Raw genomic sequence first — 24,891 nt, 5'->3', positions numbered from 1 at the left:
TCCGCCGGGGGCCTTCGGGTCTCCGGCGGAACTGTCTTGCGGCAGGGGAGAGGCGGCGGCATCGTCACAGCAGGCGGCCGGGGAGGCCGACAGGGCAGGGGGACAGGATGACAACATCCGACATCGTGCTGGAGGCGCGCGGGATCACCCGGGTCTTTGGCGCACATACCGCACTCGACGGGGTGGATCTGGCGCTGCATGCGGGCGAGGTTCACGCGCTTTTGGGCGAAAACGGCGCCGGGAAATCGACGCTGATCAAGATTTTGACCGGGGCGGATCAGCCCGATGGCGGCGAGATCGTACTGCAGGGCAGCGGCGTCAGTTTCCGCGATCCGCAGGAGGCGCAGCGTTTCGGCATTGGCACCGTCTATCAGGAGGTGAACCTGCTGCCGAACCGTTCGGTGGCGGAAAACCTGCTTCTGGGGCGGCAACCAACCCGCTGGGGCATGGTGCAAAAACGCAAGATCGAGGCCGAGGCGCGCGAGATGATGGCGCGCTACGGGCTGAACATTGATGTGCGGGCGGAGCTGTCGACCTATTCGGTGGCGGTGCAGCAGATCGTGGCGATTGCCCGGGCGGTGGAGCTGTCGGGCAAGGTCCTGATCCTCGATGAGCCGACGGCCAGCCTTGATGCGGAAGAGGTGGAAAAGCTCTTTGAGGTGATCCGCGGCCTGAAGGCGCAGGGTCTGGCCGTGGTTTTCATCACGCATTTCCTCGATCAGGTGTTTGCGGTTTCCGACCGGGTGACCATTCTGCGCAATGGAAAATTGGTGGGCACGCAGCCCCTGAGCAGCCTCACGCGGATGGAAGTGGTGCGGATGATGCTGGGCAAGGATATTGCCGCCGCCAGCGCGCAAGTGGGCGCGGCTGAGCAGCCCGCAGGCGAATGTTTCGTGGAATTTCAAGGGACTGGACGCGCGGGCAAGATCCGCCCCTTCAGCCTCAAGGTGCATCGGGGCGAGGTGATCGGCGTGGCCGGGCTTCTCGGTTCGGGCCGGACCGAGATGGCGCGGGTGATGTTTGGCATTGATGCGGCGGACAGCGGTTCGGTGACCTGCGGCGGCAAGCCCGCCCGCATCACCAGCCCGGTCGAGGCGATCCGCCACGGCTTTGGCTTTTGCCCCGAGGACCGCAAGGTCGACGGCATTCTGGGCGATCTCTCGGTGCGTGAGAACATCATCGTGGCGTTGCAGGGCAAGCTTGGCTGGTTCCGCGCGCTGACCCGGGATGAGCAATTGGAGATTGCCGGGCGCTTTACCGAAATGCTCGACATCCGCGCCGCCTCGCCGGACATGCCGGTGCGGCTGCTCTCGGGCGGCAATCAGCAAAAGGTAATTCTGGCGCGCTGGCTGGCGACCGATCCGAATTTCCTGATCCTTGATGAGCCGACCCGCGGCATCGACATCGGTGCGCACGCCGAGATTGTCCGCACGATCAACCGTTTGCGCGATGACGGGCTGGCACTGGTGGTGATCTCGTCCGAGCTCGATGAGGTGGTGGCCTATTCCAGCCGGGTGATCGTGCTGCGCGACGGGCAATTGGTCAGCGAGCTGCGCGGCGAGAATATCACGCCGGAGGTGATCGTGAGTGAAATCGCCGCCCAACACGAAGGGGTTCTGGCATGAGACGGTTTTCGCCCCTGCGGCTGATCAATGCGCAAAGCCTGGCGCTGGCGGCGATCCTGCTGCTCAACTGGCTGTTGTTCCCCGGCTTTTTCGACATCAGCCTGCAGGATGGGCGGCTGTTTGGCAGCCTGATCGACGTGCTGAACCGTGGCGCGCCGGTGGCCATTCTGGCGATTGGCATGACGCCGGTGATCGCCACCAAGGGCATCGACCTCTCGGTCGGCGCGGTGATGGCGGTGGCGGGGGCGGTGGCGGCGACGCTGGTCGTCTCCGGCCAGCCGATGCCGGTGGCGGTGCTGGCGGCGCTGGGCGTGGGCGTGGTCTGCGGTCTCTGGAACGGCTTTCTGGTGGCGTTTTTGCAGATCCAGCCGATCATCGCCACGCTGGTTTTGATGGTGGCCGGGCGCGGCATCGCGCAGCTGATCACCGAAGGCTCGATTGTCACCTTTGCAGATCCCGCGCTGATTTTCCTCGGCACTGGTTCCTTCCTCTGGCTGCCGATGGCTACGGTGATCATGGCGGGGCTGGCGCTTCTGGCCATTCTCGCGGTGCGGCGCACGGCGATCGGCCTCTTTATCGAGGCGGTGGGGGTGAACCGCTCGGCGGCGCAATTCGCCGGGCTGCGCAGCCAGACGCTGTTGCTGCTGGTCTATGGCTTTTCCGGCCTCTGTGCCGCGATTGCCGGGGTGATCGTTGCCGCCGATATCCGCGGCGCAGATGCCAATAACGCCGGGCTCTGGCTGGAGCTTGACGCCATCCTTGCAGTGGTGATCGGCGGCACCTCGCTCTTGGGCGGGCGTTTCTCGATCCTGATGTCGGTGATGGGCGCCATCATCATTCAGGCGATGAACACCGGCATTCTCGTCTCGGGCTTCCGGCCCGAGTTCAACCTGATCGTCAAGGCGGGGGTGATCATCCTGATCCTGATCCTGCAATCGCCGCAGGCGCAGCGCCTGATGGCCCGCCGCCGCGCCAAAGCGCCGCAGACCGCCGTGAAAAGGAAAACCACATGAACCGTTCCTTGCGCCCGCTGGTCGCCACCGGCTCAATCTTCCTCATCGCCTATCTCCTGGCGATGAGCCAGTTTCCCGGCCTCTGGTCCACCCGCGTCTTGGGCAACTTCCTGACCGACAATGCCTTTTTGGGCATCACAGCGGTGGGGATGACCTTTGTCATCCTCTCGGGCGGGATTGACCTGTCGGTCGGCGCGGTGATCGGCTTTACCGGCGTGCTGGTGGCGGTGCTGATCTCCTGGGCGGGGCTGCATCCCGTCGTGGCCTTTGCGCTGGCGCTGGGCGTCGCCACCCTGTTCGGTGCCGGGATGGGGGCGGTGATCCATTACCTCGAAGTGCCGCCCTTCATCGTCACGCTGGCGGGGATGTTTCTGGCACGCGGCGCGGCCTCGGTCATCACGCAGGACAGCATTCCGGTCAGCCACGCCTTCTACTCGGCCGTCTCGCAGATGTATTTCAAACTGCCCGGCGGCGGACGGCTCAGCCTGATCGGCATGCTGATGGTGGCGGTGTTCATTCTGGGCGCGCTTCTGGCGCACCGCACCCGCTTTGGCTCCAACGTCTATGCGCTTGGCGGCAATGCCACCTCGGCCTCGCTGATGGGGGTGCCGGTGGCGCGGACCACGGTGCAGATCTATGCGCTCTCCAGCTTTCTGGCCGGGTTGGCCGGAATCGTCTTTTCTTTCTACACCTCGGCGGGCTATCCCCTTGCCGCGGTGGGGGTTGAGCTCGATGCCATATCGGCGGTGGTCATTGGCGGCACGCTGCTGACCGGCGGCTATGGTTTCGTGGCGGGCACCTTCATCGGCGTGATGCTTCTGGGGCTGGTGCAGACCTACATCATCTTTGACGGCAGCCTCTCCAGCTGGTGGACAAAGATCGTGATCGGCGCGCTGTTGTTCCTGTTCATCGTGCTGCAACGCATGGTCTTTTCCGCGTCGGGCTCTCGGCGCAAGCCGTTTTGGAAAGTGCAACGTGAGTGAAGCCGGAGGTCTGATACGCTCCCTCTCGGGGGCGACACCAGCGCGCAACTTCCACTCTTATGTCATCAATGCCATCGGGGCGGGAATTGTCTCGGGCCGGTTCGCGGTGGGGGAGATCCTGCCCAATGACGCGGCGATGATGGCGCAATACGGCGTCTCGCGCACGGTGCTGCGCGAGGCGCTGAAAACGCTTGAGGCCAAGGGGCTGGTCGAGGCGCGCCCCAAGGTGGGCACCAGGGTCTCGGCGCGCGGGCGCTGGAACATGTTCGATCTGCAGGTGCTGTTCTGGCATTTCGAGCGGCGGCAGGATGCGGCCTTTGTCACCCATCTTTTCGATGCGCGGATGGTGATCGAAATGCGGGTGGCGGATCTGGCGGCGCAGCACCGCACGGCGGATCATCTGCGGCAATTGCACTATTGGGCGCAGCAGATGGCGCTGAGTGCCACCGCACCCGAACCCTATGCTTTGGCGGCGCTGGAGCTGCACCGGGTGATGGCCGAAGCCGCGCAGAACCCGTTTCTGCGCTCGGTCGGCGGCACGGTGGAACTGGCTTTGTCGATGGCGGTGGCGGCCGGGATGGCGGCGGCAGAGGCCCATGGCGCGGGGTTTGACGCCACTGCCCGGGTGGCCGAGCACCGCGCTTTGGCCAGCGCCATTGAGCGCAGCGACCGTGGTGCGGCGGCGGCATCCCTTTCGGCCATCGTGCAGGCCGAACTGGCGCAGGCGCTGACCGCCTGCACCTGATCCCTCAGGCGCTGAAAAACGCCCAGCCATTCGGCGCGAGGTCAAGCTGCCCCGCCGCCACCGTCGCGCGCGAGGCGTCGGCCATCAGCGTCAGACCCTTTGGCGCGGGCAGTTTGACGGCGCTGGGCGCGAGATTGAAATAACAGGTGATTTGCTCCACCCCACTGCCGCGGGTGAAGATCATCACCTTGCCCTGCGCGGGCAGGAACGCCATTTTGCCCGACCGCAGCACCGGCAGCGACCGGCGCCAGTGCAGCATCTCCCGGTAATGCTCGAGCACCGAGCCCGCGACGCCCTCTTGCGTCGAGACGGCTTTCGCCGCCTGCGGTGCCTTGACCGGCAGCCAGGGCGTGACGGTGGAAAAACCGCCATAGGCGCTCTCGTCCCAGACCATTGGCGTGCGGCAGCCATCGCGGCCCTTGTTGTCGGGCCAGAACCGCAGGCCGACCGGATCGGTCAGCTCGCTGTAGTCGAGCTCGGTTTCCGTCAGCCCCAGCTCTTCGCCCTGATAGAGACAGATCGAGCCTTCGAGTGCCACGAGCAGCGTGATCGCCTGCTGCGCCAGCGCCGCCTCGGAGATCCCGAGATCTTTCCAGCGGCTGACATGGCGCATTACGTCGTGGTTGGACATCGACCACATCGGCCAGCCATCGGGCGCGCCCTGCCAGAAGCCCTCGATCACCTTGCGGAAATGCTCGGGCGAGTATTTTTCCGACAGCATGTCAAAGGAATAGGCCATGTGCAGCCGGTCATTGCCCTTGGTGTATTCCGCCATCAGCTGGATGGCGAAATCATTGTCGCCCACCTCGCCTACCAGGGTGCGGCCTTCGAATTCATCGGTCAGCGCGCGGACCTTTTTCAGGAAATCCACATTCTCGGGGCGGCTTTTGGAATAGAGATGGATCTGCATGTCATAGGGATTGCCGGGTGTGCCGCCATCCTCATAGACCTTGGGCGGGTTGTTGCGCAGCTGCGCGTCATGCACGAAATAGTTGACCGTATCGAGGCGGAACCCATCCACCCCCAGCTCCAACCAGAACCGCAACACCTCGAGCACCGCCGTCTGCACATCGGGGTTGAGGAAGTTCAGATCGGGCTGTTCGGACAGGAAATTGTGCAGGTAATATTGCTTGCGCCGTGCATCCCATTGCCAGGCCGAGCCGCCGAACACCGACATCCATTCATTCGGCGGCGCGCCGGTGGGCGAGGGGTCGTGCCAGACATACCAATCGGCGCGCGGGTTGGTCTTGTCGGCGCGGCTTTCCGCGAACCACGGATGCTGGTCCGAGGTGTGGTTCAGCACCTGATCAATCAGCACTTTCATGCCAAGTTCATGCGCGCGGTCAACCAGCGTTTTGAAATCCGCGAGCGTGCCAAAGGTCGGCTCGATATCCACATAGTTTGAGACGTCATAGCCCATATCGGCCATCGGCGAGGGGAAGATCGGCGAAAGCCAGACCGCCTCAACCCCCAGTTTCGCAATATGCTCCAGACGGCGGGTGATGCCCGGCAGGTCGCCAATGCCATCGCCGCTGTCGTCCTGATAGGAGCGGGGATAGACCTGATAAATCACCGCGCCGCGCCACCAGTCCGAACTCTTCACCATCAGGATGCTCCTCAGCTGTGGGCAACGCCTTGCGATGCCTCATTTCTAAGCAAACGGTAGTATGCTGGGCGCCGCAACCGCAAGGAAAACTGGTAGCGCTGTCAGTTCTGTGAAAAAACCGGAGGAGATGCAGAAAAACTGGGCATGGGTGATGAAACTTCAGGCTGGCGGGCAGGATGAGGCGGTCGGGGTTGTGGCCCTGGCAGAGGCGATTGAGGCCGCGCTGCGGGCGGATCTGGGGATCGAGCCTGCGGCGGCGGATGCGGCGGCCTGGCAGCGCGCCACCGCCATCGCGCTGCGGCGCAAGGTGATGGTGCCCTGGCTCGCGGCCGAGGCGCAGGCTTTGGGCAAGCGCCGGGTCGCCTATCTCTCGATGGAGTTTCTGGTCGGGCGGATTTTGGGCGATTGCGCGCTGAACCTCGGGCTTTATGACACGCTGGGGCTGGCGCTCGACCGGCTGGGCGTGCCCTTGGCGGCGGTGATCGGCGAAGAGCCGGACCCGGCGCTGGGCAATGGTGGCCTCGGGCGGCTGGCGGCCTGTTTTCTCGACAGCCTGTCGACACTGGGGGTTGCCGCCACCGGCTATGGGCTGCGCTATGAATATGGGCTGTTCCGGCAGGGGTTTGCCGGCGGCCAGCAGGTGGAAAGCCCGGATGACTGGCTGAAAACCCCCTCGCCCTGGCTGGTGGAACGTCCCTCGGCTTCGTATCTGGTGGGTTTTGGCGGCCATGTCGGCTTTCGCAACGGCGCGCCCTATTGGGAACCGGGCGAGCAGGTCTCGGCCGAGGCGCATGACCTGCCGGTCGTGGGCTATGGCGGCAAATGGGTGAACCCGTTGCGGCTCTGGCAGGCGCGGGCACCGCAGCCCTTTGATCTGCCGCAGTTTTCGCGCGGCGATCATCTGGGCGCCTCCGAGGCGGAGCTGAACGCCCGCAAACTTTGCCGCGTGCTCTACCCCGATGATGAGACGCAGGCGGGCAAGGAGTTGCGGCTGAAGCAGGAATATTTCCTCTGTGCGGCGGCGGTGCAGGACATCCTTGCGCGGCATTACGCGGCGGGGGGGCGGCTGGAGACGCTGCACAAAAGCTTTGCCATCCAGATGAACGACACGCATCCGGCGATTGTGGCACCAGAGCTGGTGCGGGTGCTGACCGATGGCACCGGCATGGGCTTTGATCAGGCGATGCGGATCACCACGGCCACGCTGGGCTACACCAACCACACGCTGATGCCCGAGGCGCTGGAGGCCTGGTCGACCTGGACCATGGGCACTGTGCTGCCGCGCCACATGCAGATCATCGAGCAGATCGACAGCTGGCACGAAAAGCAGCACCCCAAACGCCCGGTTTCCACCAAGATCGTGGCCTTTGACACGGTCCGGATGGGCAATCTGGCCTTTATCTCGGCGCATAAGGTCAATGGCGTCTCGGCCCTGCACAGCGATCTCGTCCGCTCCACGGTCTTTGCCGATATGGAGGCGCTGCATCCGGGGCGTATTCTGAATGAAACCAATGGTGTGACGCCGCGCCGTTGGATTGCGCTGGCCAATCCGCCGCTGGCCCGCCTCCTGACGGATGAGTTGGGCGAGGGCTGGCAGACCGATCTCGACCGTCTCTCCGGGCTGGAAGCGCGGGTGGAGGATGCGGGCTTTCTGGATCATCTGGGGCAGGTGAAGGCGCAGGCCAAGGCGCGGATGGGCGCGCTCCTCGCACCGCAGGGCGTGGTGCTGAACCCCGAGGCGCTGGTGGATGTGCAGGTGAAGCGCATCCATGAATACAAACGGCAATTCCTCAATCTGCTGGAGGCCATCGCGCTCTGGCAGGATCTGCGCGAGGGGCGGGCCTCGGGTGCCGTGCCCCGGGTCAAGATCTTTGGCGGCAAGGCGGCGCCGGGATATCACATGGCGAAATCCATCATCCGGCTGATCCATGATGTGGCCGATGTGGTCAATCGCGACCCGAAAACCCGCGACATGCTGCAGATCATCTATCCCGCGAATTACAACGTCTCGATGGCGGAAGTGCTGATCCCCGCCGCTGATCTCTCCGAGCAGATTTCGACGGCGGGCACCGAGGCTTCGGGCACCGGCAATATGAAATTCGGGCTGAATGGTGCGCTGACCATCGGCACGCTCGACGGCGCCAATGTGGAGATGCGCGAGAAGGTGGGGCCTGAGAATTTCTTTCTGTTCGGGATGACCACGCCCGAGGCGCGCGCCTGTCTGGCCACCCCCGGCCATGCCCGAAGCGCGATCGAGGCCTCGCCGCGCCTGCAGGAAGTCTTGCAGCTGATCGCCGAAAACCGCTTTTCGCCCACCGATCCGGGGCGGCACAGCGGCATTCTGGACATGATCTGGAACCACGACCCCTATGCCTGCGCCTCAGACTTCGAAAGCTACTATGCGCAGCAGCGCGAGGTGGATAGTCTCTATGCCAAGCCCCTGCTCTGGCGGAAGAAAGCGGCGCTGAACATCGCGCGGCTGGGATTCTTCTCCTCCGACCGGACGATCCGGGGCTACATGGAAGATATCTGGAACGTCACCCCTTTGATCTGAAGGGGGGGCGGTCCGGCACCGAGAGGCGGGGGAAACGGATGACTTTGATCGACAGCGCCACGGCGCAGGCGATCCGCACGGGGCGGCACGGAGAGCCCTTTGCGGTGCTGGGGCGGCATCCGGTGGCCTCGGGCTGGCAGTTGCGGGTGTTTCAGCCGGGGGCCGAGCGGCTCTGGATGCTCTGTGACCCCGAAACGGCGGTGGAGCTGTCGCCTTTGGGCGCGGGCCTCTTTGCGGGCGATGTGCCGGGGCCGGAGGTCGCGGCGGAGTACAGGCTGCGCGCCTTGGGGGGCGGCGCCGAATGGGTGTTTGAGGACCCTTACCGCTTTGACCCCGTGCTGGGCGAGATGGATGAGCATCTGATCTCGGAGGGCGCACATCAGCGGCTGTGGGAGCGCCTGGGCGCGCATCCGGTCACGCATCAGGGGGTGGCGGGCACGGTCTTTGCCGTCTGGGCGCCGAATGCGGCTCGGGTCTCGGTGGTGGGGGATTTCAACTTCTGGAACCCGGCGCGGCATCCGATGCGCAAACGCGGGGTGACCGGGGTCTGGGAGCTGTTCCTGCCCGATGTCATGCCGGGCGCGCTTTATAAATATGACCTTCTGGGTCACGATGGCGCGCAATTGCCGCAAAAGGCCGATCCGGTGGGTTTTGGCGCCGAACATGCGCCGCTCACCGCCTCGGTGGTGCGTGACCTGCCCGCCGCCCCCGATCCGGCGCGGCGCGCGGCACGGGCCGCCTGGCAATCGCCCGAAGCGCCGATCGCGATCTATGAGGTGCATCTGGGCTCCTGGCGGCGCAAGGTCGAGGAGGGCGGGCGGCGGCTGAGCTATGACGAGCTCGCGCGCGAGCTGGTGGGCTATGCCAAGGGAATGGGCTTTACCCATCTTGAGCTGATGCCGATCTCGGAATTTCCCTATGACGGCAGCTGGGGCTATCAGCCGGTGGGCATGTTCGCCCCCACCGTGCGGCATGGCACGGCGGCCGAGTTCTCGGCCTTTGTCGCTGCCGCGCAGGATGCGGGGCTGGGGGTGCTGCTCGATTGGGTGCCGGGGCATTTCCCCACCGATGCGCATGGGCTGGGCTGGTTCGACGGCACGCCGCTCTATCAATATGCCGATCCGCGCGAAGGGTTCCACCGCGACTGGAACACGCTGATCTATGATTACGGCCGCCGCGAGGTGAAGAATTACCTCACCGCCAACGCCCTCTATTGGCTGCAACAATATGGGGTGGACGGGATCCGGGTAGATGCCGTGGCCTCGATGCTCTACCGCGATTATTCCCGCCCCGAGGGGGAATGGGTGCCCAACGTCCATGGCGGGCGCGAGAATCTGGAGGCGATTGCTTTCCTGCGCGAAATGAACGTGCTGGCCTATGCGGCCGCCCCCGGCGCAATGACCGTGGCCGAAGAAAGCACCAGCTTTCCCGGCGTCTCACGCCCTGTGCATGAGGGGGGGCTGGGCTTTGGTTACAAATGGAACATGGGCTGGATGAACGACACGCTGGAATATATCCGGCAGGAGCCCATTCACCGCAGCTATCACCACCATCAGCTGACCTTCGGGCTGAACTATGCCTTTTCCGAGAATTTCATCCTGCCGATCAGCCATGACGAGGTGGTGCATGGCAAGGGCAGCATGCTGGGCAAGATGCCGGGGCAGGGGCCTGAGCAATTCGCCAATCTGCGCGCCTACTACGGCTTTATGTGGGGGCATCCGGGCAAGAAACTGCTGTTCATGGGCTGCGAATTTGCGCAATCGCGCGAGTGGAACCATGACATCAGTCTCGATTGGCACCTCTTGGACGATCCCGCCCATGCGGGGATGCAGCGCCTGATCCGCGATCTGAACACGCTTTATCGTGGCACGCCCGCGCTCTACCGGCATGACACGAGGGCCGAGGGCTTCGGCTGGATCGTGCTCGATGATGCGGCGCAATCGGTGCTGGGCATGCTGCGCAAGGGCGATGCGGGCGAGGCGCCGGTGGCGGTCCTGAGCAATTTCACCCCGGTGGAGCGCACCGGCTACCGCATCGGCCTGCCCGAGGGCGGGCGCTGGGATGAGGTGCTGAACACCGATGCCGGTATTTATGGCGGCGGGAACCGCGGCAATATGGGCGGGGTTGAGGCGGAAAACATCGCTTGGAACGGCCATCCGTTTTCGGCCATGATAACGCTACCACCTTTGTCCACCGTGTTTTTGCGCAAGGGCTGAGGGGAGGCGACAGAATGAGTGAATGGGATCGGCGTGTCTGGGAGGGCCAAGAATGAAACCTACTGAAAGTCTGCGCGTCGCGCGCCGCTCGATGGCCTTTGTGCTGGCCGGGGGGCGGGGCAGCCGGTTGAACGAGCTGACGGATTCGCGCGCGAAACCGGCGGTTTATTTCGGCGGCAAGGCGCGGATCATCGATTTCGCGCTCTCCAACGCCTATAACTCCGGCATTCGCAAAATGGCGGTGGCCACCCAGTACAAGGCGCATTCGCTGATCCGGCATTTGCAGCGCGGCTGGTCGTTCTTTCGCGCCGAGCGCAACGAATATCTCGATATTCTGCCCGCCAGCCAGCGGGTGGCGGAAAACAAATGGTACCTCGGCACCGCCGATGCGGTGACGCAGAACATCGACATCGTCGACAGCTATGGCATTGAATATGTGCTGATCCTGGCCGGGGATCATATCTACAAGATGGATTATGAGGTGATGCTGCGCCAGCATGCCGAGACGGGGGCGGATGTCACCATCGGCTGTCTGACCGTGCCGCGCGCCGAGGCTTCGGCCTTTGGGGTGATGGCGGTGGATGACAAGAAGAACATCACCGCCTTCCTTGAGAAACCCGCCGATCCGCCGGGGATGCCGGGCAACCCCGAGATGGCGCTGGCCTCGATGGGGATCTATGTTTTCCGCTGGGATTTCCTGCGCGATCTCTTGCTGAAAGACGCGGAAGATCCGAATTCCAGCCATGATTTCGGCTTTGATATCATCCCCGATATCGTGAAAAACGGCAAAGCGATGGCGCATCTGTTTGACGAAAGCTGCATCACCGCCACCGAATTCGAGAAACCCTATTGGCGCGATGTGGGCACGATCGACAGCTTCCATGCCGCCAATATCGCGCTGACCGATTTCACGCCAGAGCTGGACATCTACGACAACAGCTGGCCGATCTGGACCTATGGCGAGATCACGCCGCCCGCGAAATTCATCCATGACGAAGAGGGGCGGCGCGGTCTGGCAATCTCCTCGATGGTGGCGGGGGGCTGCATCATTTCGGGGACCGAGATCCGCGAGTCGCTCTTGTTCACCGGGGTGATGACGCATTCCTTTGCGGAATTGCATCAGGTTGTGGCGCTGCCCCGTTCGGTGGTCAATCGTTCAGCACGTCTGAGCCGGGTGGTGCTGGATCGCGGGGTGATTGTTCCGGCGGGGCTTGTCGTCGGCTTTGACCCGGAGGAAGATCGCAAGTGGTTCCGGGTCAGCGACAATGGCGTGACGCTGATCACCCAGCCGATGCTCGACCGGCGCGCGGCCACACTCGACTAGACCCAACAGCAGGGGGGCCGGATGGCCGAAGGCAAACTCAGGGTTCTTTCCGTCACCTCGGAAGCGGTGCCCTTGATCAAATCCGGGGGCCTTGCCGATGTGGCGGGGGCCTTGCCGCTGGCGCTCGCGCCCTTTGGGGTCGAGATGCGGGTGATGCTGCCCGCCTATCCCGGCCTTGCGGCCAAGATCGGTCCTTCAAAAGTGGTCTGGGCGGCGCCCGATCTCTTTGGCGGTCCGGCGCGGCTTTTGGCAGGGCAGGCGGGGGGCGTCGACTTTCTGCTCCTCGATGCGCCGCATCTTTATGGCCGCACGGGCGGGCCCTATCTCGGCCCGGACGGCAAGGATTACCCCGACAACCCGGAGCGTTTCGCGGCGCTAAGTTGGGCCGCGATGGCGGTCTGTCGCGACGGGCTGACCGATGGCTGGACGCCCGGGGTGATGCATGGCCATGACTGGCAGGCGGCGCTGACCCCGCTTTATCTGCGCCGTCAGGGGGTTGCCTGTCCGAGCGTGCTGACCATCCACAACATCGCCTTTCAGGGGCTGGCGCCCTATGAAAAGCTGGCGGCCCTGCGGCTCGACCCCGCCGATTTCACCTCGGGCGACCTTGAATATTGGGGGCAGATCTCAACGCTGAAGGCGGGGATCATCCATGCTGATCAGGTGACCACGGTGTCGCCGACCTATGCGGTTGAATTGCAGCGCGAAGAGTTCGGCATGGGGCTGCATGGGGTGATCAATGCGCGCCCGGGCGGCGTGCGGGGCATTCTGAACGGCATCGACGAGGCGGTCTGGAACCCCGAGACCGACCCGGAGGTGCGCAATTATTCGCTGCGCACGCTGGCGCCGCGCAAGGGCAACCGCAAGGCCTTGCTGAAGGAATTCGGGCTGAAGGAAACCGGCGGCCCCTTGGCCATCGTGGTCAGCCGCCTGACCCGGCAAAAGGGCCTCGACCTGCTGCCCGAGGTGCTCCCGGCCTTTGTGGCGGGCGGCGGCATGGTGGCGGTGCTCGGCTCGGGCGACCGCGATCTGGAGGAGGCGCTGGCGGGCCTTGCCACCGCGCATCCGGGCCGCATCGGCCTGCGCATCGGCTATAATGAGACGCTGTCGCATCTGATGTTCGCGGGCGGCGATGCGGTGGTGATCCCCTCGCGGTTTGAACCCTGCGGGCTGACGCAGCTCTATGGCCTGCGCTATGGTGCGGTGCCGGTGGTGACGGCGACGGGGGGGCTGGCCGATACGGTGATCGCCGCCAATCCGGCCGCATTGGCCGCAGGCGTCGCCACCGGGATCGTCATGCACCGCACAGATCCTTTGGCACTGCATATGGCGTTCAGCCAGCTTCTTGCTTTATACGCCCAGCCCGAGACTTTCACCCAGATCCGCAAAGCGGGGATGCGCGCCGATTTCGGCTGGAGCCGATCCGCCGCCGCCTATGCCGATCTTTATCACGGAATGCGCGCATGAATTCCCGCCTGTCGGGCCTGCCTCAGGTCCCGGCCAAACTCTCGCATCACGGCCTCTCGGCAGGGCGTCCCGATCCGCTGGGCGCCACCTGGGATGGCGAAGGCGTCAATTTCGCGGTCTTCTCCTCCGAGGCCAAGCTGATCGAACTCTGCCTGTTTACCGAGGACGGGCGGCGCGAGATTGCGCGGATACCGCTGCGAGAGCGTGATGGTGACATCTGGCACGTCTATGTGGCGGGGCTGTTGCCGGGCACGCTCTACGGCTTTCGCGCGCATGGGGCCTATGCGCCGGAGGAGGGGTTGCGGTTCAACCCCAACAAGCTGCTTCTTGATCCCTATGCCAAGAACCTTGCGGGCAAATTCCGCTGGTCGGATGCGCTGCTCGGCTATCGCTCCGGTGCGGCGCGGGCGGATCTGAGCTTTGATCCGCGCGACAGTGCCTTTGCCATGCCGAAATGCGTGGTCACCGATCCGGCCTTTGCCTGGGGCAATGACACCAGCCCCCGGCACCGCCGTTCGCGCTCGGTGCATTATGAGGCGCATGTGAAGGGGATGACGGCGCAGCATCCGCATGTGGACCGACGGCGGCGCGGCAGTTTCCTCGGGCTGGCCTCAGCGCCGGTGCTGGATCACCTGAACCGCATCGGGGTGACCACGATCCAGCTGATGCCGGTGCAGGCGCATCTGTCCGAGCGGTTTTTGGTGGAAAAGGGCCTGTCGAACTATTGGGGCTATCAGACGGTGGGGTTTTTCGCCCCCGATCCGCGGTTCCTGACGCAGGGCGAGATCTGGGAATTCCAGACCATGGTGCGGCGCTTTCACACGGCGGGGATCGAGGTGATCCTCGACGTGGTCTATAACCACACCGCCGAGGGCAGCGAGCTGGGGCCGACGATCTGTTTTCGCGGCCTCGACAACCGCTCCTATTACCGGCTGGCCGAGGACAAGCGGCATTACATCGACGATACCGGCTGTGGCAACACGCTGAACACCCGGCATCCGGCAGTGCTGCGGATGGTGATGGACAGCCTGCGCTATTGGGTTGAAGAGATGCATGTCGACGGTTTCCGCTTTGATCTGGCGACGACGCTGGCGCGGGGGCCTGACGGGTTTGACACGCAGGGCGGCTTCATTTCGGCGATCCGGCAGGACCCGGTTTTGCGCGAGCGCAAACTGGTGGCCGAGCCCTGGGATCTGGGCCCGGGGGGCTATCAGCTCGGCGCCTGGCCGCATCCGTTCATGGAGCTGAACGACCGCTACCGCGACGGCGTGCGGCAGTTCTGGCGCGGTGACGCGGGTGCCACTGCCGATTTCGCGCGGCGGATCCTCGGCTCGGCCGAGACCTTTGACCATTCGGGGCGTTCGGCGACGTCGACGGTGAACTTCCTCGCCTCGCATGACGGGTTCACGCTGGAGGATGTGGTCAGCTATTCCGCCAAGAAGAACTGGGCGAATGGCGAAGAGAACCGCGATGGGCATGAGCCGAATTTCTCCGACGGGATGGGGGCCGAGGGGCCAACGCAGAATCCGGTGATCCGGGCGGCGCGGGCTTTGCGCAAACGCAACATGCTGGCCACGCTCTTTCTCAGCCAGGGCACGCCGATGCTGTTGGCGGGGGATGAGATCGGCAATTCGCAGGGCGGCAACAATAATGCCTATGCGCAGGACAATGCCACCGGCTGGGTGAACTGGGACCGGCCGGATCAGGTGCTGGCCGAGTTCGTCGGCCGTCTGGCCGAGCTGCGCCGCAATCACCCGGTGCTGCGCCAGCGGCTGTTCCTGCATTCGCGCCCGCGCGACACCGACGGGATTCCCGATCTTTTCTGGCGGCGGCCCGATGGGGCGGCGCCAAGCTCTGAGGATTGGCACGATCCGGCATGGCGCACGCTGTGTGTCGAGATCCGCGCGGCCTCGGCGACGCCGACCTATTCGATGTCGGATGATGTGGTCTTTGTGGTGTTCAACGGCGGCGATGGCTGCGCCGTGACCCTGCCCGCCCCCCAGCGCGGGCGCGGCTGGCGCTGGTTGCTGGACACGACCCTGGAGGTCGATCCCTGCACGGCGGTGGGCGGCGAGGTGGAGGTGCCCGCGCAATGCGTGGCGGTGTTTGAGCAGGTGGCCCTGGGCTGACCGACCTTTGGTGCGGGAGGTGGCGGGGGAGAAGGGGGGGGCGCTGCCCCCGCCCTGCGGGCTCCCCCGAGGTATTTTGGCCAAGAAGAAAGCGCAGGCCGCGGCATCTGGGGGGCCGCGGCATCGCCTGATCCTGGCGCGCCGGGGTGAGTCGTCTTCATCATTGTGACAAAAGTGGCGGGGTGATTCCGGGGTTTTGGCCATCGGGCCTGGTCTGGCGCGGGAAATGTCGGATTAATTTGTTATTTATATCAATATGTTGAGTGGAGATGTCGGGTTGTCATGCGGCTGTTACAATTCTATCGCATTGATTTTACATAGGGCCCCTAGAAGCGGCTCAGGTCCAATGAGAGACCCCGTTCAGACCCTCTGGAGTGATCCTATGAAATCCGTGAAATTCACCGTTTCGGTGCTGGCGATTGCCGCCGTGTCCGCCACCGCCGCCGCCGCCCGTGACCAGGTGCAAGTCTCCGGTTCCTCGACCGTTCTGCCCTATGCGACCATCGTTGCCGAAGCTTTCGGCGAAAACACCGACTTCCCGACCCCGGTCGTGGAATCCGGCGGCTCCTCGGCCGGTCTGAAGAAATTCTGCGAAGGTGTGGACGAGAACACCATCGACGTGGCCAATGCCTCGCGCAAGATCAAGGACTCGGAAATCGAAGCCTGCGCCGCCAATGGCGTGACCGATATCATGGAAGTCCGCATCGGCTATGACGGCATCGTCTTTGCCTCGGACATCAACGGCAACCACTTCAAATTCACCCCGGCTGACTGGTACAAGGCGCTGGCCGCCGAGGTTGTCGTCGACGGCAAACTGGTGCCGAACGCGGTCACCATGTGGAACGACGTGAACGCCGATCTGCCGGCGCAAGAGATCCAGACCTTCGTTCCGGGCACCAAGCACGGCACCCGCGAAGTGTTCGAGGTCAACGTGATCGAGCAGGGCTGCAAGGACACCGGCGCCTATGACGCGATCATGGCGGCCAATGGCGGCGACAAAGACGCCACCGTGAAATCCTGCACCAGCCTGCGCACCGACGGCCGCGCGGTTGACATCGATGGCGACTACACCGAGACCCTGGCCCGCATCGACAGCAACAAGAACGGCATCGGCGTCTTCGGCCTCGCCTTCTACGAAAACAACACCGACAAGCTGCAAGTGGCGACGATGAACGACATCGTTCCCTCGACCGAAACCATCGCCGATGGTTCCTATCCGGTGTCGCGCCCGCTCTACTTCTACGTCAAGAAAGCGCATATCGGCGTGATCCCGGGCCTGAAAGAATACGCGGAGTTCTTCGTGTCGGACGACATGGCTGGCCCGGATGGCCCGCTGGCGGCCTATGGCCTGGTTTCCGACCCGGAGCTGGCTTCGGTTCAGGCGGCGGTCGAAGCTGAAACCGTGATGTCGAAATAATCGCATCGGCGGCGCCCCTCACCCCCGGGCGGGGCGCCGCCACCCTCTCAGGCCCGGTTTCCGGGCCTTTCGTTTGCGCCGACAAACCCTCCCCGAACCGAGGCCCCAATGCCCGTAGTCTGGATTATCGTTATTTTGCTTGCCCTGGCCGTGCTCGGCTTTGGCCTTGGCCGCCGCCGTGCCGTGGCGTCGGTTGGCGGTGACAGCCGCAAACTGCACTCTTTGCCGAACTTTTACGGCTGGAACGTCGCGATGTTCACCGCGGTTCCGGCCCTTTTGCTGATGATTGTCTGGGCCATTGCCGAGCCGATTTTCGTCGAAAGCCGGGTGGAGCATATGATCCCCGCGTCGATGATGGCGGATGGCGCCAACCTGAGCCTGGTGATGAGCGATGTGCGCCGGGTGGCGGGCGGGCTGGATCTGGCGGTGGCACAGGGTGTGCTCTCGGCGGATGAGGTGGCCGCGATGGATGCTTCCACCACCAATCTGCGCGGCACGCTCGGCTCGGTGGGTGTGGCGCTGGGGTCGGATGTGGCGCCTGAGGTGCTGGCGGCGGCCAAGGGCTACCGCAGCATGGCGGGCACCGCGCATCTGGTGATGACGGTGCTGGCGCTGGCGCTGGCGCTGGGCGGCCTTGGCTGGTCGCTGCGCAAGACGCAGGGCGAGTTCCGCGCCCGCAACATGGTGGAGACCGGGATCAAGTCGATCCTGATCCTCTGCTCGCTGATCGCGATTGCGACGACCGTCGGCATCATCCTGTCGATGCTGTTCGAGACGGCGAATTTCTTCCGGCAATACAGCTGGACCGAGTTCTTCTTTGGCACCAAATGGGCGCCGAACTTCCACGGCAATTCGGATCTGGGCATGCTGCCCCTGCTCTGGGGCACGCTTTACATCTCGGCGATCTCGCTCGCGGTGGCGGTGCCGATCGGTCTGTTTGCCGCGATCTACATGTCGGAATATGCCGGGCCGAAGTTCCGCTCGGTTGCGAAACCGCTGATCGAAGTGCTGGCCGGGATCCCGACCATTGTCTATGGCCTCTTTGCGCTGATCACCGTCGGGCCGATGCTGCGCGATTACTTTGCGCAACCGATGGGGCTGGGGCAGAGCGGGTCGAGCGTGATGACCGCCGGGTTGGTGATGGGGATCATGATCATCCCCTTCGTCTCCTCGCTCTCTGATGACATCATCAACGCCGTGCCGCAGTCCCTGCGCGATGGCTCGCTGGGCCTCGGCGCCACCAAATCGGAAACCATCCGTCAGGTGGTGCTGCCGGCGGCGCTGCCGGGGATTGTCGGCGCCGTGCTCCTGGCCGCCAGCCGGGCGATCGGCGAGACGATGATCGTGGTTCTGGGGGCGGGTGCCGCCGCCAAACTCTCGGTCAACCCTTTCGAGGCGATGACCACGATCACCGTGAAAATCGTCAGCCAGCTGACCGGCGACACCGATTTCGCCGCGCCGGAAACGCTGGTGGCCTTTGCCCTTGGGCTCACGCTCTTCACCATCACCCTCGGGCTGAACATCTTCGCGCTGTTTATCGTGCGCAAATACCGGGAGCAGTACGAATGACCGATTTCACGGCCAATCCCGCCGCCGCCACGCCCACCGCGCGCGGCAAGTCCATCCTTGAGCTGGATGCCCGCACCCGCAAACGCAATGCCGCCGAAGGCCGCTTTCGCGCCTATGGTCTGACCGCCGTCATCCTTGCCGTCATGGCGCTGGCGATGCTGTTGATCTCGATCTTCGGCAACGGTTCTTCGGCCTTCCAGCAAACCACGCTGGATCTGGAAATCGCGCTGCCCGCCGAAAAGCTGGACAAGACCGGTGCCCGCGACCCGGAGGTGATGAAAAAGGTCACCACCATCGGCTATGCCGCGGTGATCAACGCCGCGCTGCATGACACGCTGGCGGCCAAGAACATCCCGGTCGAGGGGCTGAGCAAGAAGGAAATCGACGGCATGGTCAGCCAGGAAGCGGCGGCGCAACTGCGCAACACCGTTCTGGCCAACCCGGCGCTGGTCGGCACCACCATCCCCTTCAACGTGCTGGTGAATGGCCGGATCGACGGCTATTTCAAAGGCCGCGTGTCGATGGAAAGTGCCGAGAAGGACTCCAACGTCTCGCCCGCGCAGCTGAAACTGGCGGATGATCTGCGGGCGGCGGGGCTGCTGGCCACGCATTTCAACGCCGATTTCATCTCCAACCCGGATGCCTCGGACCAACGCCCCGAGGCCGCGGGCCTGGGCGTGGCGATCATCGGCTCGGCCTATATGATGATCATCGTGCTTCTGCTTTCGCTGCCGATCGGTGTTGCCACCTCGATCTATCTTGAGGAATTCGCACCGAAGAACCGCTGGACGGACATCATCGAGGTGAACATCTCGAACCTCGCCGCCGTGCCCTCCATCGTCTTTGGTATCCTTGGCCTTGCGATCTTCATCAACTTTGCCGGTCTGCCGCAATCGGCGCCCATCGTCGGTGGCCTTGTGCTGACGCTGATGACGCTGCCGCGGATCATCATTCCGGCCCGTGCCGCGCTGAAAGCGGTGCCGCCCTCGATCCGCGATGCGGCTCTGGGTGTGGGTGCCTCGAAGATGCAATCGGTGTTCCACCATGTGCTGCCGCTGGCCGCACCGGGGATCCTGACGGGCATGATCATCGGGCTGGCGCAGGCTTTGGGCGAGACCGCACCCTTGCTGCTGATCGGGATGGTCGCCTTTGTGCGCGAATATCCCGGCGCACCGCTGGACGGCTTTTTCGACCCCGCCTCGGCGCTGCCGGTGCAGATCTACAACTGGACCCAACGCGCCGATCCGGCCTTTGTCGAACGCGCCTCGGGGGCCATCATCGTGCTTCTCGTCTTTCTTCTGGCGATGAACACTGTCGCCATCATTCTGCGCCGCCGGTTCGAGCGTCGTTGGTAAATTCCGCAAACAGGTGCACAAATGAACGATATGCGACTGCTGGAGAGAACCGTGGATACTCAGGAAAACAAGATCTCCGCCCGTGGCGTGCAGGTCTATTACGGGCCCACCCATGCGATCAAGGACGTGGATGTCGACATTCTCGACAAGACGGTCACCGCCTTTATCGGCCCGTCGGGTTGCGGCAAATCCACCTTTCTGCGCACGCTGAACCGGATGAACGACACCATTGACGCCTGCCGCGTCGAGGGGAAGATCATGCTGGACGGCGAGGACATCTATGACAAACGCGTCGACCCGGTGCAGCTGCGCGCCAAGGTCGGCATGGTGTTCCAGAAACCGAACCCCTTTCCGAAATCCATCTATGACAATGTGGCCTATGGCCCGAAAATCCACGGCCTGACCCGGAACAAGGCCGAGCTGGACGAGGTGGTGGAATCCGCTCTGCGCCGCGCCGCCCTCTGGGGTGAGGTCAAGGACCGGCTGGACAAGCCCGGCACCGGCCTCTCGGGTGGCCAGCAACAGCGTCTGTGCATCGCGCGCGCCGTGGCGACCAGCCCGGAAGTGCTCCTGATGGACGAACCCTGCTCGGCCCTTGACCCGATCGCCACCGCGCAGGTGGAAGAGCTGATCGACGAGCTGCGCTCGAATTTCTCGGTGGTGATCGTCACCCATTCGATGCAGCAGGCAGCCCGGGTCAGCCAGCGCACCGCCTTCTTCCACCTTGGTAATCTGGTGGAATATGGCGAGACGGGGCAGATCTTCACCAATCCGCGCGACCCGCGCACCGAAAGCTACATCACCGGCCGGATCGGCTGAGGCGAGGACAGAACATGAGCTCTGATCAACATATCGCATCCGCCTTTGACCGCGATCTCGAAGCGGTTCAGGCGCAGGTCATGAAAATGGGCGGCCTGGTCGAGGCAGCCATTCTGGATGCCGCGCTGGCGCTGGAAACCCGCGACGAGGAACTGGCCGAAGCGGTGCGCGGCCGCGACAAGGCGATTGATGCGCTGGAAATCCTGGTCAACGAAGAGGCCGCGCGCCTGATCGCTTTGCGCGCCCCGGCGGCAAAAGACCTGCGCGTCGCCCTTTCGGTGATGAAGGTCGCCGCCAGCCTTGAGCGGGTGGGCGATTACGCCAAGAACATCGCCAAGCGCAGCCATGTGCTGGTGCATATGCCCGACATCGCCGGCTCCGGTGGCGCGATCCGCCGCATGGCGCATGCGGTGCAGGGGATGCTGAAGGACGCGCTCGACAGCTACATTCAGCGCGACGCGGCGCTGGCGGCCGATGTGCGCGCCCGCGACGTTGAAGTCGACCAGATGTACAACGCGCTCTTCCGCGAATTCCTGACCTATATGCTGGAAGATCCGCGCAACATCACCGCCTGTATGCATCTGCATTTCATCGCGAAAAACATCGAGCGGATGGGCGACCATGCCACCTCGATCGCGGAACAGGTGATCTATCTGGTGACCGGCGAAGCGCCGGAGGACCCGCGCCCCAAGGCCAATTCCGTGCCGCGGGCCGATCTGAACGAAGGCGAGGACTGAGAAGATGGCGGCAAATCAGGCCCCCTGCGTTCTGGTGGTGGAGGACGAATCCGCCCAGCGGGAAGTTCTGCGCTACAACCTTGAATCCGAAGGGTTCAAGGTGGTCATGGCCGAAAACGGGGATGAGGCGCTGCTGCTCGTGGCCGAGGAAAACCCGGATCTGATCGTGCTCGACTGGATGCTGCCCAATGTCTCGGGCATCGAGGTCTGCCGTCAGGTCAAGGCCAATCCCGAGACCCGGTCGATCCCGATCATCATGCTCTCGGCGCGGTCGGAAGAGACCGACCGTGTCCGGGGCCTTGAGACCGGGGCCGATGATTATGTGGTCAAACCCTATTCGGTGGTTGAGCTGATGGCGCGGCTGCGCACCCAGCTGCGCCGCACTCGTCCGGCAACGGTGGGCGAGCGGCTGACCTTCGGCGATATCCTCGTTGATGCCACCGAATACCGGGTCTGGCGTGGCGGCGAAAAGGTGACGCTCGGGCCGACCGAGTTCCGTCTGCTGTCGACGCTGATCGAAAAGCCGGGCCGGGTCTGGACGCGCGAGCAGCTGCTGGACCGCGTCTGGGGCCGCGAGATCTATATCGAAACCCGCACGATTGACGTGCATATCGGCCGCCTGCGCAAGGCGCTGATGGTCAATGGCGGTGAGGACCCGATCCGCACGGTGCGCGGCGTTGGCTATTCGCTCGACTGAGCGGTGGTGCCGCAGCGCTCAAGCCCCGACCAAGGCGCCCGACGGGCGCCTTTTTTATCTGCAAATTCCCTGAGCAGTGTGCATTTTTGCGGGGCGACAGCGGCGAAAGCCCCGGAATCAGGGCGAAAATATGGCCATTTTGCGATTGCCTTCGTCTCATCGCGGCGCATCTGTTGCGCGCCTGCACTAGTGCTTTCGCGAGGCGTGCGGTAGCTCATTAACCAGAAAATCGAACAGAATGGATACCCGATGCGTACGCAGGCCTTCGCCCTTGTTCTGGGTCTTATCAGCGGCATTTCAACGCTGGGCGCTGCTGCGCATGCCGAGGGATTGCACTTCTCGGACCGGGTGACGCTGGGCGTCGGCCGCTTGTTCGACAACGACTTTCTGGGTGACAACAAGGACCGTTGGCAGACCGGCGGCTACAGCCTCAGCGTGATGCGCGGCGAGCAATGGGATGGCGCGCTGCCCGACCATCCGTTCGAGATCATGGAATACCGCTTTGGCGGCCGGATCATCGCGCCGTCGAAGTTGCGCAACCCGGCACCGGGTGATCGCCCCTATGCGGGCCTGCTCGAATTTCTGGCGCAAACCCACTACCAGATGGGCCAGATCGAGACGAGCGGCGGCCTCGGCCTGACCGCCGTGGGGCCGGGCACCGGCATCGGGCGGCTGCAATCAACGCTGCACAACCTGTTGGGCGCGAGCAAGCCGAATGTGCTCGACGATCAGCTCGACAACCATCTCTATCCGGTGGTGACCGGCGAAATGGCGCACAGCTATGAGCTGGGCGGCGCGCAGCTGCGCCCGTTCATCGAGGGTCGCGCGGGGGATGAGACCCTGGTGCGGGCCGGTTTTGACATCAGCTTCGGGGCGCGCGAACGCGGCGCGCTCTGGCTGCGCGATGAGGTGACCGGGCAGCGCTATGTCGGCATCTCGGGCAATTCGCAGCCGGGGGTGGCCTTCACCCTGGGCGGCGACATGGCCTATGTCTCGGAAAGCGCCTGGTTGCCGGGCAGCGCCGGGGTGACGATGGAAAACCACCGCAGCCGTCTGCGGGCGGGCGTCGAGATGCGCGGCACGAATGTGGGGCTGTTTTACGGGGTCACCTGGCTCTCGAAAGAGTTCAAGGAACAGCCCGAGGATCAGGTGGTTGGCTCGCTTCGGTTGCGCGTGAACTTCTGAACCGCGACGCAGCCTGGGGTTGCAGGGGGCGCCACGGGCGCCCCTTTTGCTGTCAGATTGATAAATTGCCCAATCTTTTTCGCCACTTGGGGTCCGTTTTCTGACGGAACAGTTGGCAAGACCGCGAATCACATGGTACGATTCGCGCAACGGCCGATCACAGGCCGATGAGGCAATCCCCCGAAAATGGGGGGCTATGGGCAGGAAGCATACGGATGAAGGCGGGCTATCTTGGCACGTTTGTCATCTCTTGGGCGCAATCCGAAGTTGACGGGATCGCGGCAGCGCCGTTGGAGATGCTGACGATTGGGTCGCAATGGCGCTGGTCTGGCGAAGCCTTGCGCGTGGACGGTCCGTCGGACGTCCTGATCCTGACCGGGCCGGATGGCGAAGAGGACATGCGCCGCCGCGCCGCCCGCAAATTGCGCCGTCTGATGGGGGCTGCGGTCAGTGGCCGCGCGCTGGCGCAGGTGGCCGAGCCGCCGATGGTTTCCGAGCAGGGTTTCACAGTCACCGACGGATTGCGCGCCTATGTGGTGACGCTGGTTGATCTGCCCGACAGCGCCGCCCGGCTGGTGATGTTCGCGGGCCGGGTGCCGCCGTCGAATTGCGATCTCTGGGTGGTGGACCGGACGCTGGATCTGGGGCTGCGGCCGCGCGATACCGGCGGCAAGGGTGTGATCTGCTTTGTGCGGGGCACTTGCATCGACACAGCCGAGGGGCCGCGTCCGGTCGAGACCTTGCGCCCCGGCATGCGGGTGCTGACCCGCGATGACGGGCCGCAGGAGATCTTGTGGATAGGGCAACGGCGGATGACCGGCGCGCGTCTGCATGCGATGCCGCAATTGCGCCCGGTGCGGATCCGGGCGGGCGCGCTGGGGCAGGGCGGCACGCCGCGCGCGCTGCATCTGGCGCGGCGGGAGGCGGGGCAGGATCTTTTGGTCTCGCCGCAGCACCGGCTGTTGCTGCGCGGCCCGGCGGCGCAGATGCTCTTCAACGCGGAGGAGGTGCTGGCCTCTGCGCGCGACCTTCTGGATGACAGCGGTGTCCGGGTTGAGGCCGGGATGCCCGAGGTGACCTATCTGCATCTGATGTTCGAGCGGCATCAGATACTCTGGGCCAATGGCGTGGAATGCGAGAGTTTTCACCCCGCCGACGCCGATCTCGACCTGATGCCGGCGGATCAGCGCGCGGCGCTGGAGACGGTCCTGCCGGGGGTCGCGGCCGCGCCCGCGCTCTATGGCGCGACGGTGCGGCGGGCGCTGAAAGGGTCGGAGATGGCGATTCTGCGGCACGATCTGGCGGCGTGAGGCGGGGGTTCGGTGCGGGTTTTGTCCCGGGCTGCCGGTGCCGGGCGCGGGATGGCGGGCCGTCGGGGGGGGGGGGGGGGGGGGGGGGGGGGGGGGGGGGGGGGGGGGGGGGGGGGGGGGGGGGGGGGGGGGGGGGGGGG

The 24,891-nt window shown here is 64.4% G+C and carries 18 protein-coding genes; 17 read left to right on the top strand and 1 reads right to left on the bottom strand.

Translation table 11 applies throughout. The annotated features are described in order from the left end of the window. Positions 1-107: 107 nt before the first annotated feature. From ACEN2S_RS00090 to ACEN2S_RS00075, 4 genes are read left to right on the top strand one after another with little or no spacing between them, the layout of a single operon-like run. Positions 108-1,625 (top strand): sugar ABC transporter ATP-binding protein, encoded by a 1,518-nt coding sequence (locus ACEN2S_RS00090; RefSeq protein ID WP_441860743.1) that lies wholly within the window; start codon positions 108-110, stop codon positions 1,623-1,625. Beyond that, positions 1,622-2,638, top strand: a complete 1,017-nt coding sequence (locus ACEN2S_RS00085; RefSeq protein ID WP_441860740.1) for an ABC transporter permease — start codon at positions 1,622-1,624, stop codon at positions 2,636-2,638. The genes ACEN2S_RS00090 and ACEN2S_RS00085 overlap by 4 nt, the downstream gene beginning before the upstream one ends. Then, positions 2,635-3,621: a galactofuranose ABC transporter, permease protein YjfF gene (gene yjfF / locus ACEN2S_RS00080; protein ID WP_441860737.1), complete on the top strand. Its 987-nt coding sequence runs from the start codon at positions 2,635-2,637 to the stop codon at positions 3,619-3,621. Before ACEN2S_RS00085 ends, yjfF begins: the two co-directional genes overlap by 4 nt. After that, positions 3,614-4,366 (top strand): FadR/GntR family transcriptional regulator, encoded by a 753-nt coding sequence (locus ACEN2S_RS00075; RefSeq protein ID WP_441860734.1) that lies wholly within the window; start codon positions 3,614-3,616, stop codon positions 4,364-4,366. Before yjfF ends, ACEN2S_RS00075 begins: the two co-directional genes overlap by 8 nt. Positions 4,367-4,370: 4 nt before the next feature. Here ACEN2S_RS00075 and ACEN2S_RS00070 read toward each other — a convergent pair whose 3' ends face one another. After that, on the bottom strand, positions 4,371-5,972 hold the full coding sequence (locus ACEN2S_RS00070; protein WP_441860731.1) for an alpha-amylase family glycosyl hydrolase: 1,602 nt from the start codon (positions 5,970-5,972) through the stop codon (positions 4,371-4,373). 151 nt (positions 5,973-6,123) lie between these two features. On the opposite strand from ACEN2S_RS00070, the gene ACEN2S_RS00065 reads away from it, so the two are divergent. From ACEN2S_RS00065 to ACEN2S_RS00005, 13 genes are all read left to right on the top strand, one after another. Further along, entirely contained in the window at positions 6,124-8,526 is a 2,403-nt protein-coding gene (locus ACEN2S_RS00065; RefSeq protein ID WP_441860728.1) for a glycogen/starch/alpha-glucan phosphorylase, read from the top strand. A gap of 38 nt (positions 8,527-8,564) precedes the next feature. After that, positions 8,565-10,742, top strand: a complete 2,178-nt coding sequence (glgB, locus tag ACEN2S_RS00060; RefSeq protein WP_441860725.1) for a 1,4-alpha-glucan branching protein GlgB — start codon at positions 8,565-8,567, stop codon at positions 10,740-10,742. Between the two features lie 52 nt (positions 10,743-10,794). Continuing rightward, positions 10,795-12,066 (top strand): glucose-1-phosphate adenylyltransferase, encoded by a 1,272-nt coding sequence (gene glgC / locus ACEN2S_RS00055; protein WP_441860722.1) that lies wholly within the window; start codon positions 10,795-10,797, stop codon positions 12,064-12,066. Between the two features lie 21 nt (positions 12,067-12,087). Continuing rightward, positions 12,088-13,533: a glycogen synthase GlgA gene (glgA, locus tag ACEN2S_RS00050; protein WP_441860719.1), complete on the top strand. Its 1,446-nt coding sequence runs from the start codon at positions 12,088-12,090 to the stop codon at positions 13,531-13,533. After that, positions 13,530-15,662 carry a glycogen debranching protein GlgX gene (gene glgX / locus ACEN2S_RS00045; RefSeq protein ID WP_441860716.1) on the top strand — a complete coding sequence of 711 codons (2,133 nt, stop codon included), beginning with the start codon at positions 13,530-13,532 and terminating at the stop codon, positions 15,660-15,662. Before glgA ends, glgX begins: the two co-directional genes overlap by 4 nt. Before the next feature lie 382 nt (positions 15,663-16,044). Next, the gene (locus tag ACEN2S_RS00040) at positions 16,045-17,079 is read left to right on the top strand and encodes a substrate-binding domain-containing protein (protein WP_441860713.1); all 1,035 of its coding nucleotides are present in this window, start codon (positions 16,045-16,047) and stop codon (positions 17,077-17,079) included. A 108-nt stretch (positions 17,080-17,187) separates the two neighbouring features. Continuing rightward, positions 17,188-18,648 (top strand): phosphate ABC transporter permease subunit PstC, encoded by a 1,461-nt coding sequence (pstC, locus tag ACEN2S_RS00035; protein WP_441860710.1) that lies wholly within the window; start codon positions 17,188-17,190, stop codon positions 18,646-18,648. Beyond that, positions 18,645-20,003, top strand: coding sequence for a phosphate ABC transporter permease PstA (gene pstA / locus ACEN2S_RS00030; protein ID WP_441860707.1), 1,359 nt, complete (start codon positions 18,645-18,647; stop codon positions 20,001-20,003). Before pstC ends, pstA begins: the two co-directional genes overlap by 4 nt. 21 nt (positions 20,004-20,024) lie before the next feature. Beyond that, entirely contained in the window at positions 20,025-20,822 is a 798-nt protein-coding gene (gene pstB / locus ACEN2S_RS00025) for a phosphate ABC transporter ATP-binding protein PstB (protein ID WP_441860704.1), read from the top strand. 14 nt (positions 20,823-20,836) lie between these two features. Continuing rightward, the gene (gene phoU, locus ACEN2S_RS00020; protein ID WP_441860701.1) at positions 20,837-21,559 is read left to right on the top strand and encodes a phosphate signaling complex protein PhoU; all 723 of its coding nucleotides are present in this window, start codon (positions 20,837-20,839) and stop codon (positions 21,557-21,559) included. A 4-nt stretch (positions 21,560-21,563) separates the two neighbouring features. After that, positions 21,564-22,256, top strand: coding sequence for a phosphate regulon transcriptional regulator PhoB (gene phoB, locus ACEN2S_RS00015; protein ID WP_441860698.1), 693 nt, complete (start codon positions 21,564-21,566; stop codon positions 22,254-22,256). Positions 22,257-22,505: 249 nt separating this feature from the next. After that, positions 22,506-23,441, top strand: coding sequence for a lipid A-modifier LpxR family protein (locus ACEN2S_RS00010; RefSeq protein WP_441860695.1), 936 nt, complete (start codon positions 22,506-22,508; stop codon positions 23,439-23,441). A 215-nt stretch (positions 23,442-23,656) separates the two neighbouring features. Then, complete coding sequence (locus tag ACEN2S_RS00005) at positions 23,657-24,751, top strand: Hint domain-containing protein (protein WP_441860692.1); 1,095 nt, start codon at positions 23,657-23,659, stop codon at positions 24,749-24,751. Positions 24,752-24,891 lie beyond the last annotated feature (140 nt).

The organism is Phaeovulum sp. W22_SRMD_FR3, from assembly GCF_052113705.1.
In the GTDB taxonomy this organism is placed as follows: domain Bacteria; phylum Pseudomonadota; class Alphaproteobacteria; order Rhodobacterales; family Rhodobacteraceae; genus JBGQOG01.
Note: the sequence above shows the minus strand (reverse complement) of the source record. Positions and strands in the feature narration are given on the sequence as shown.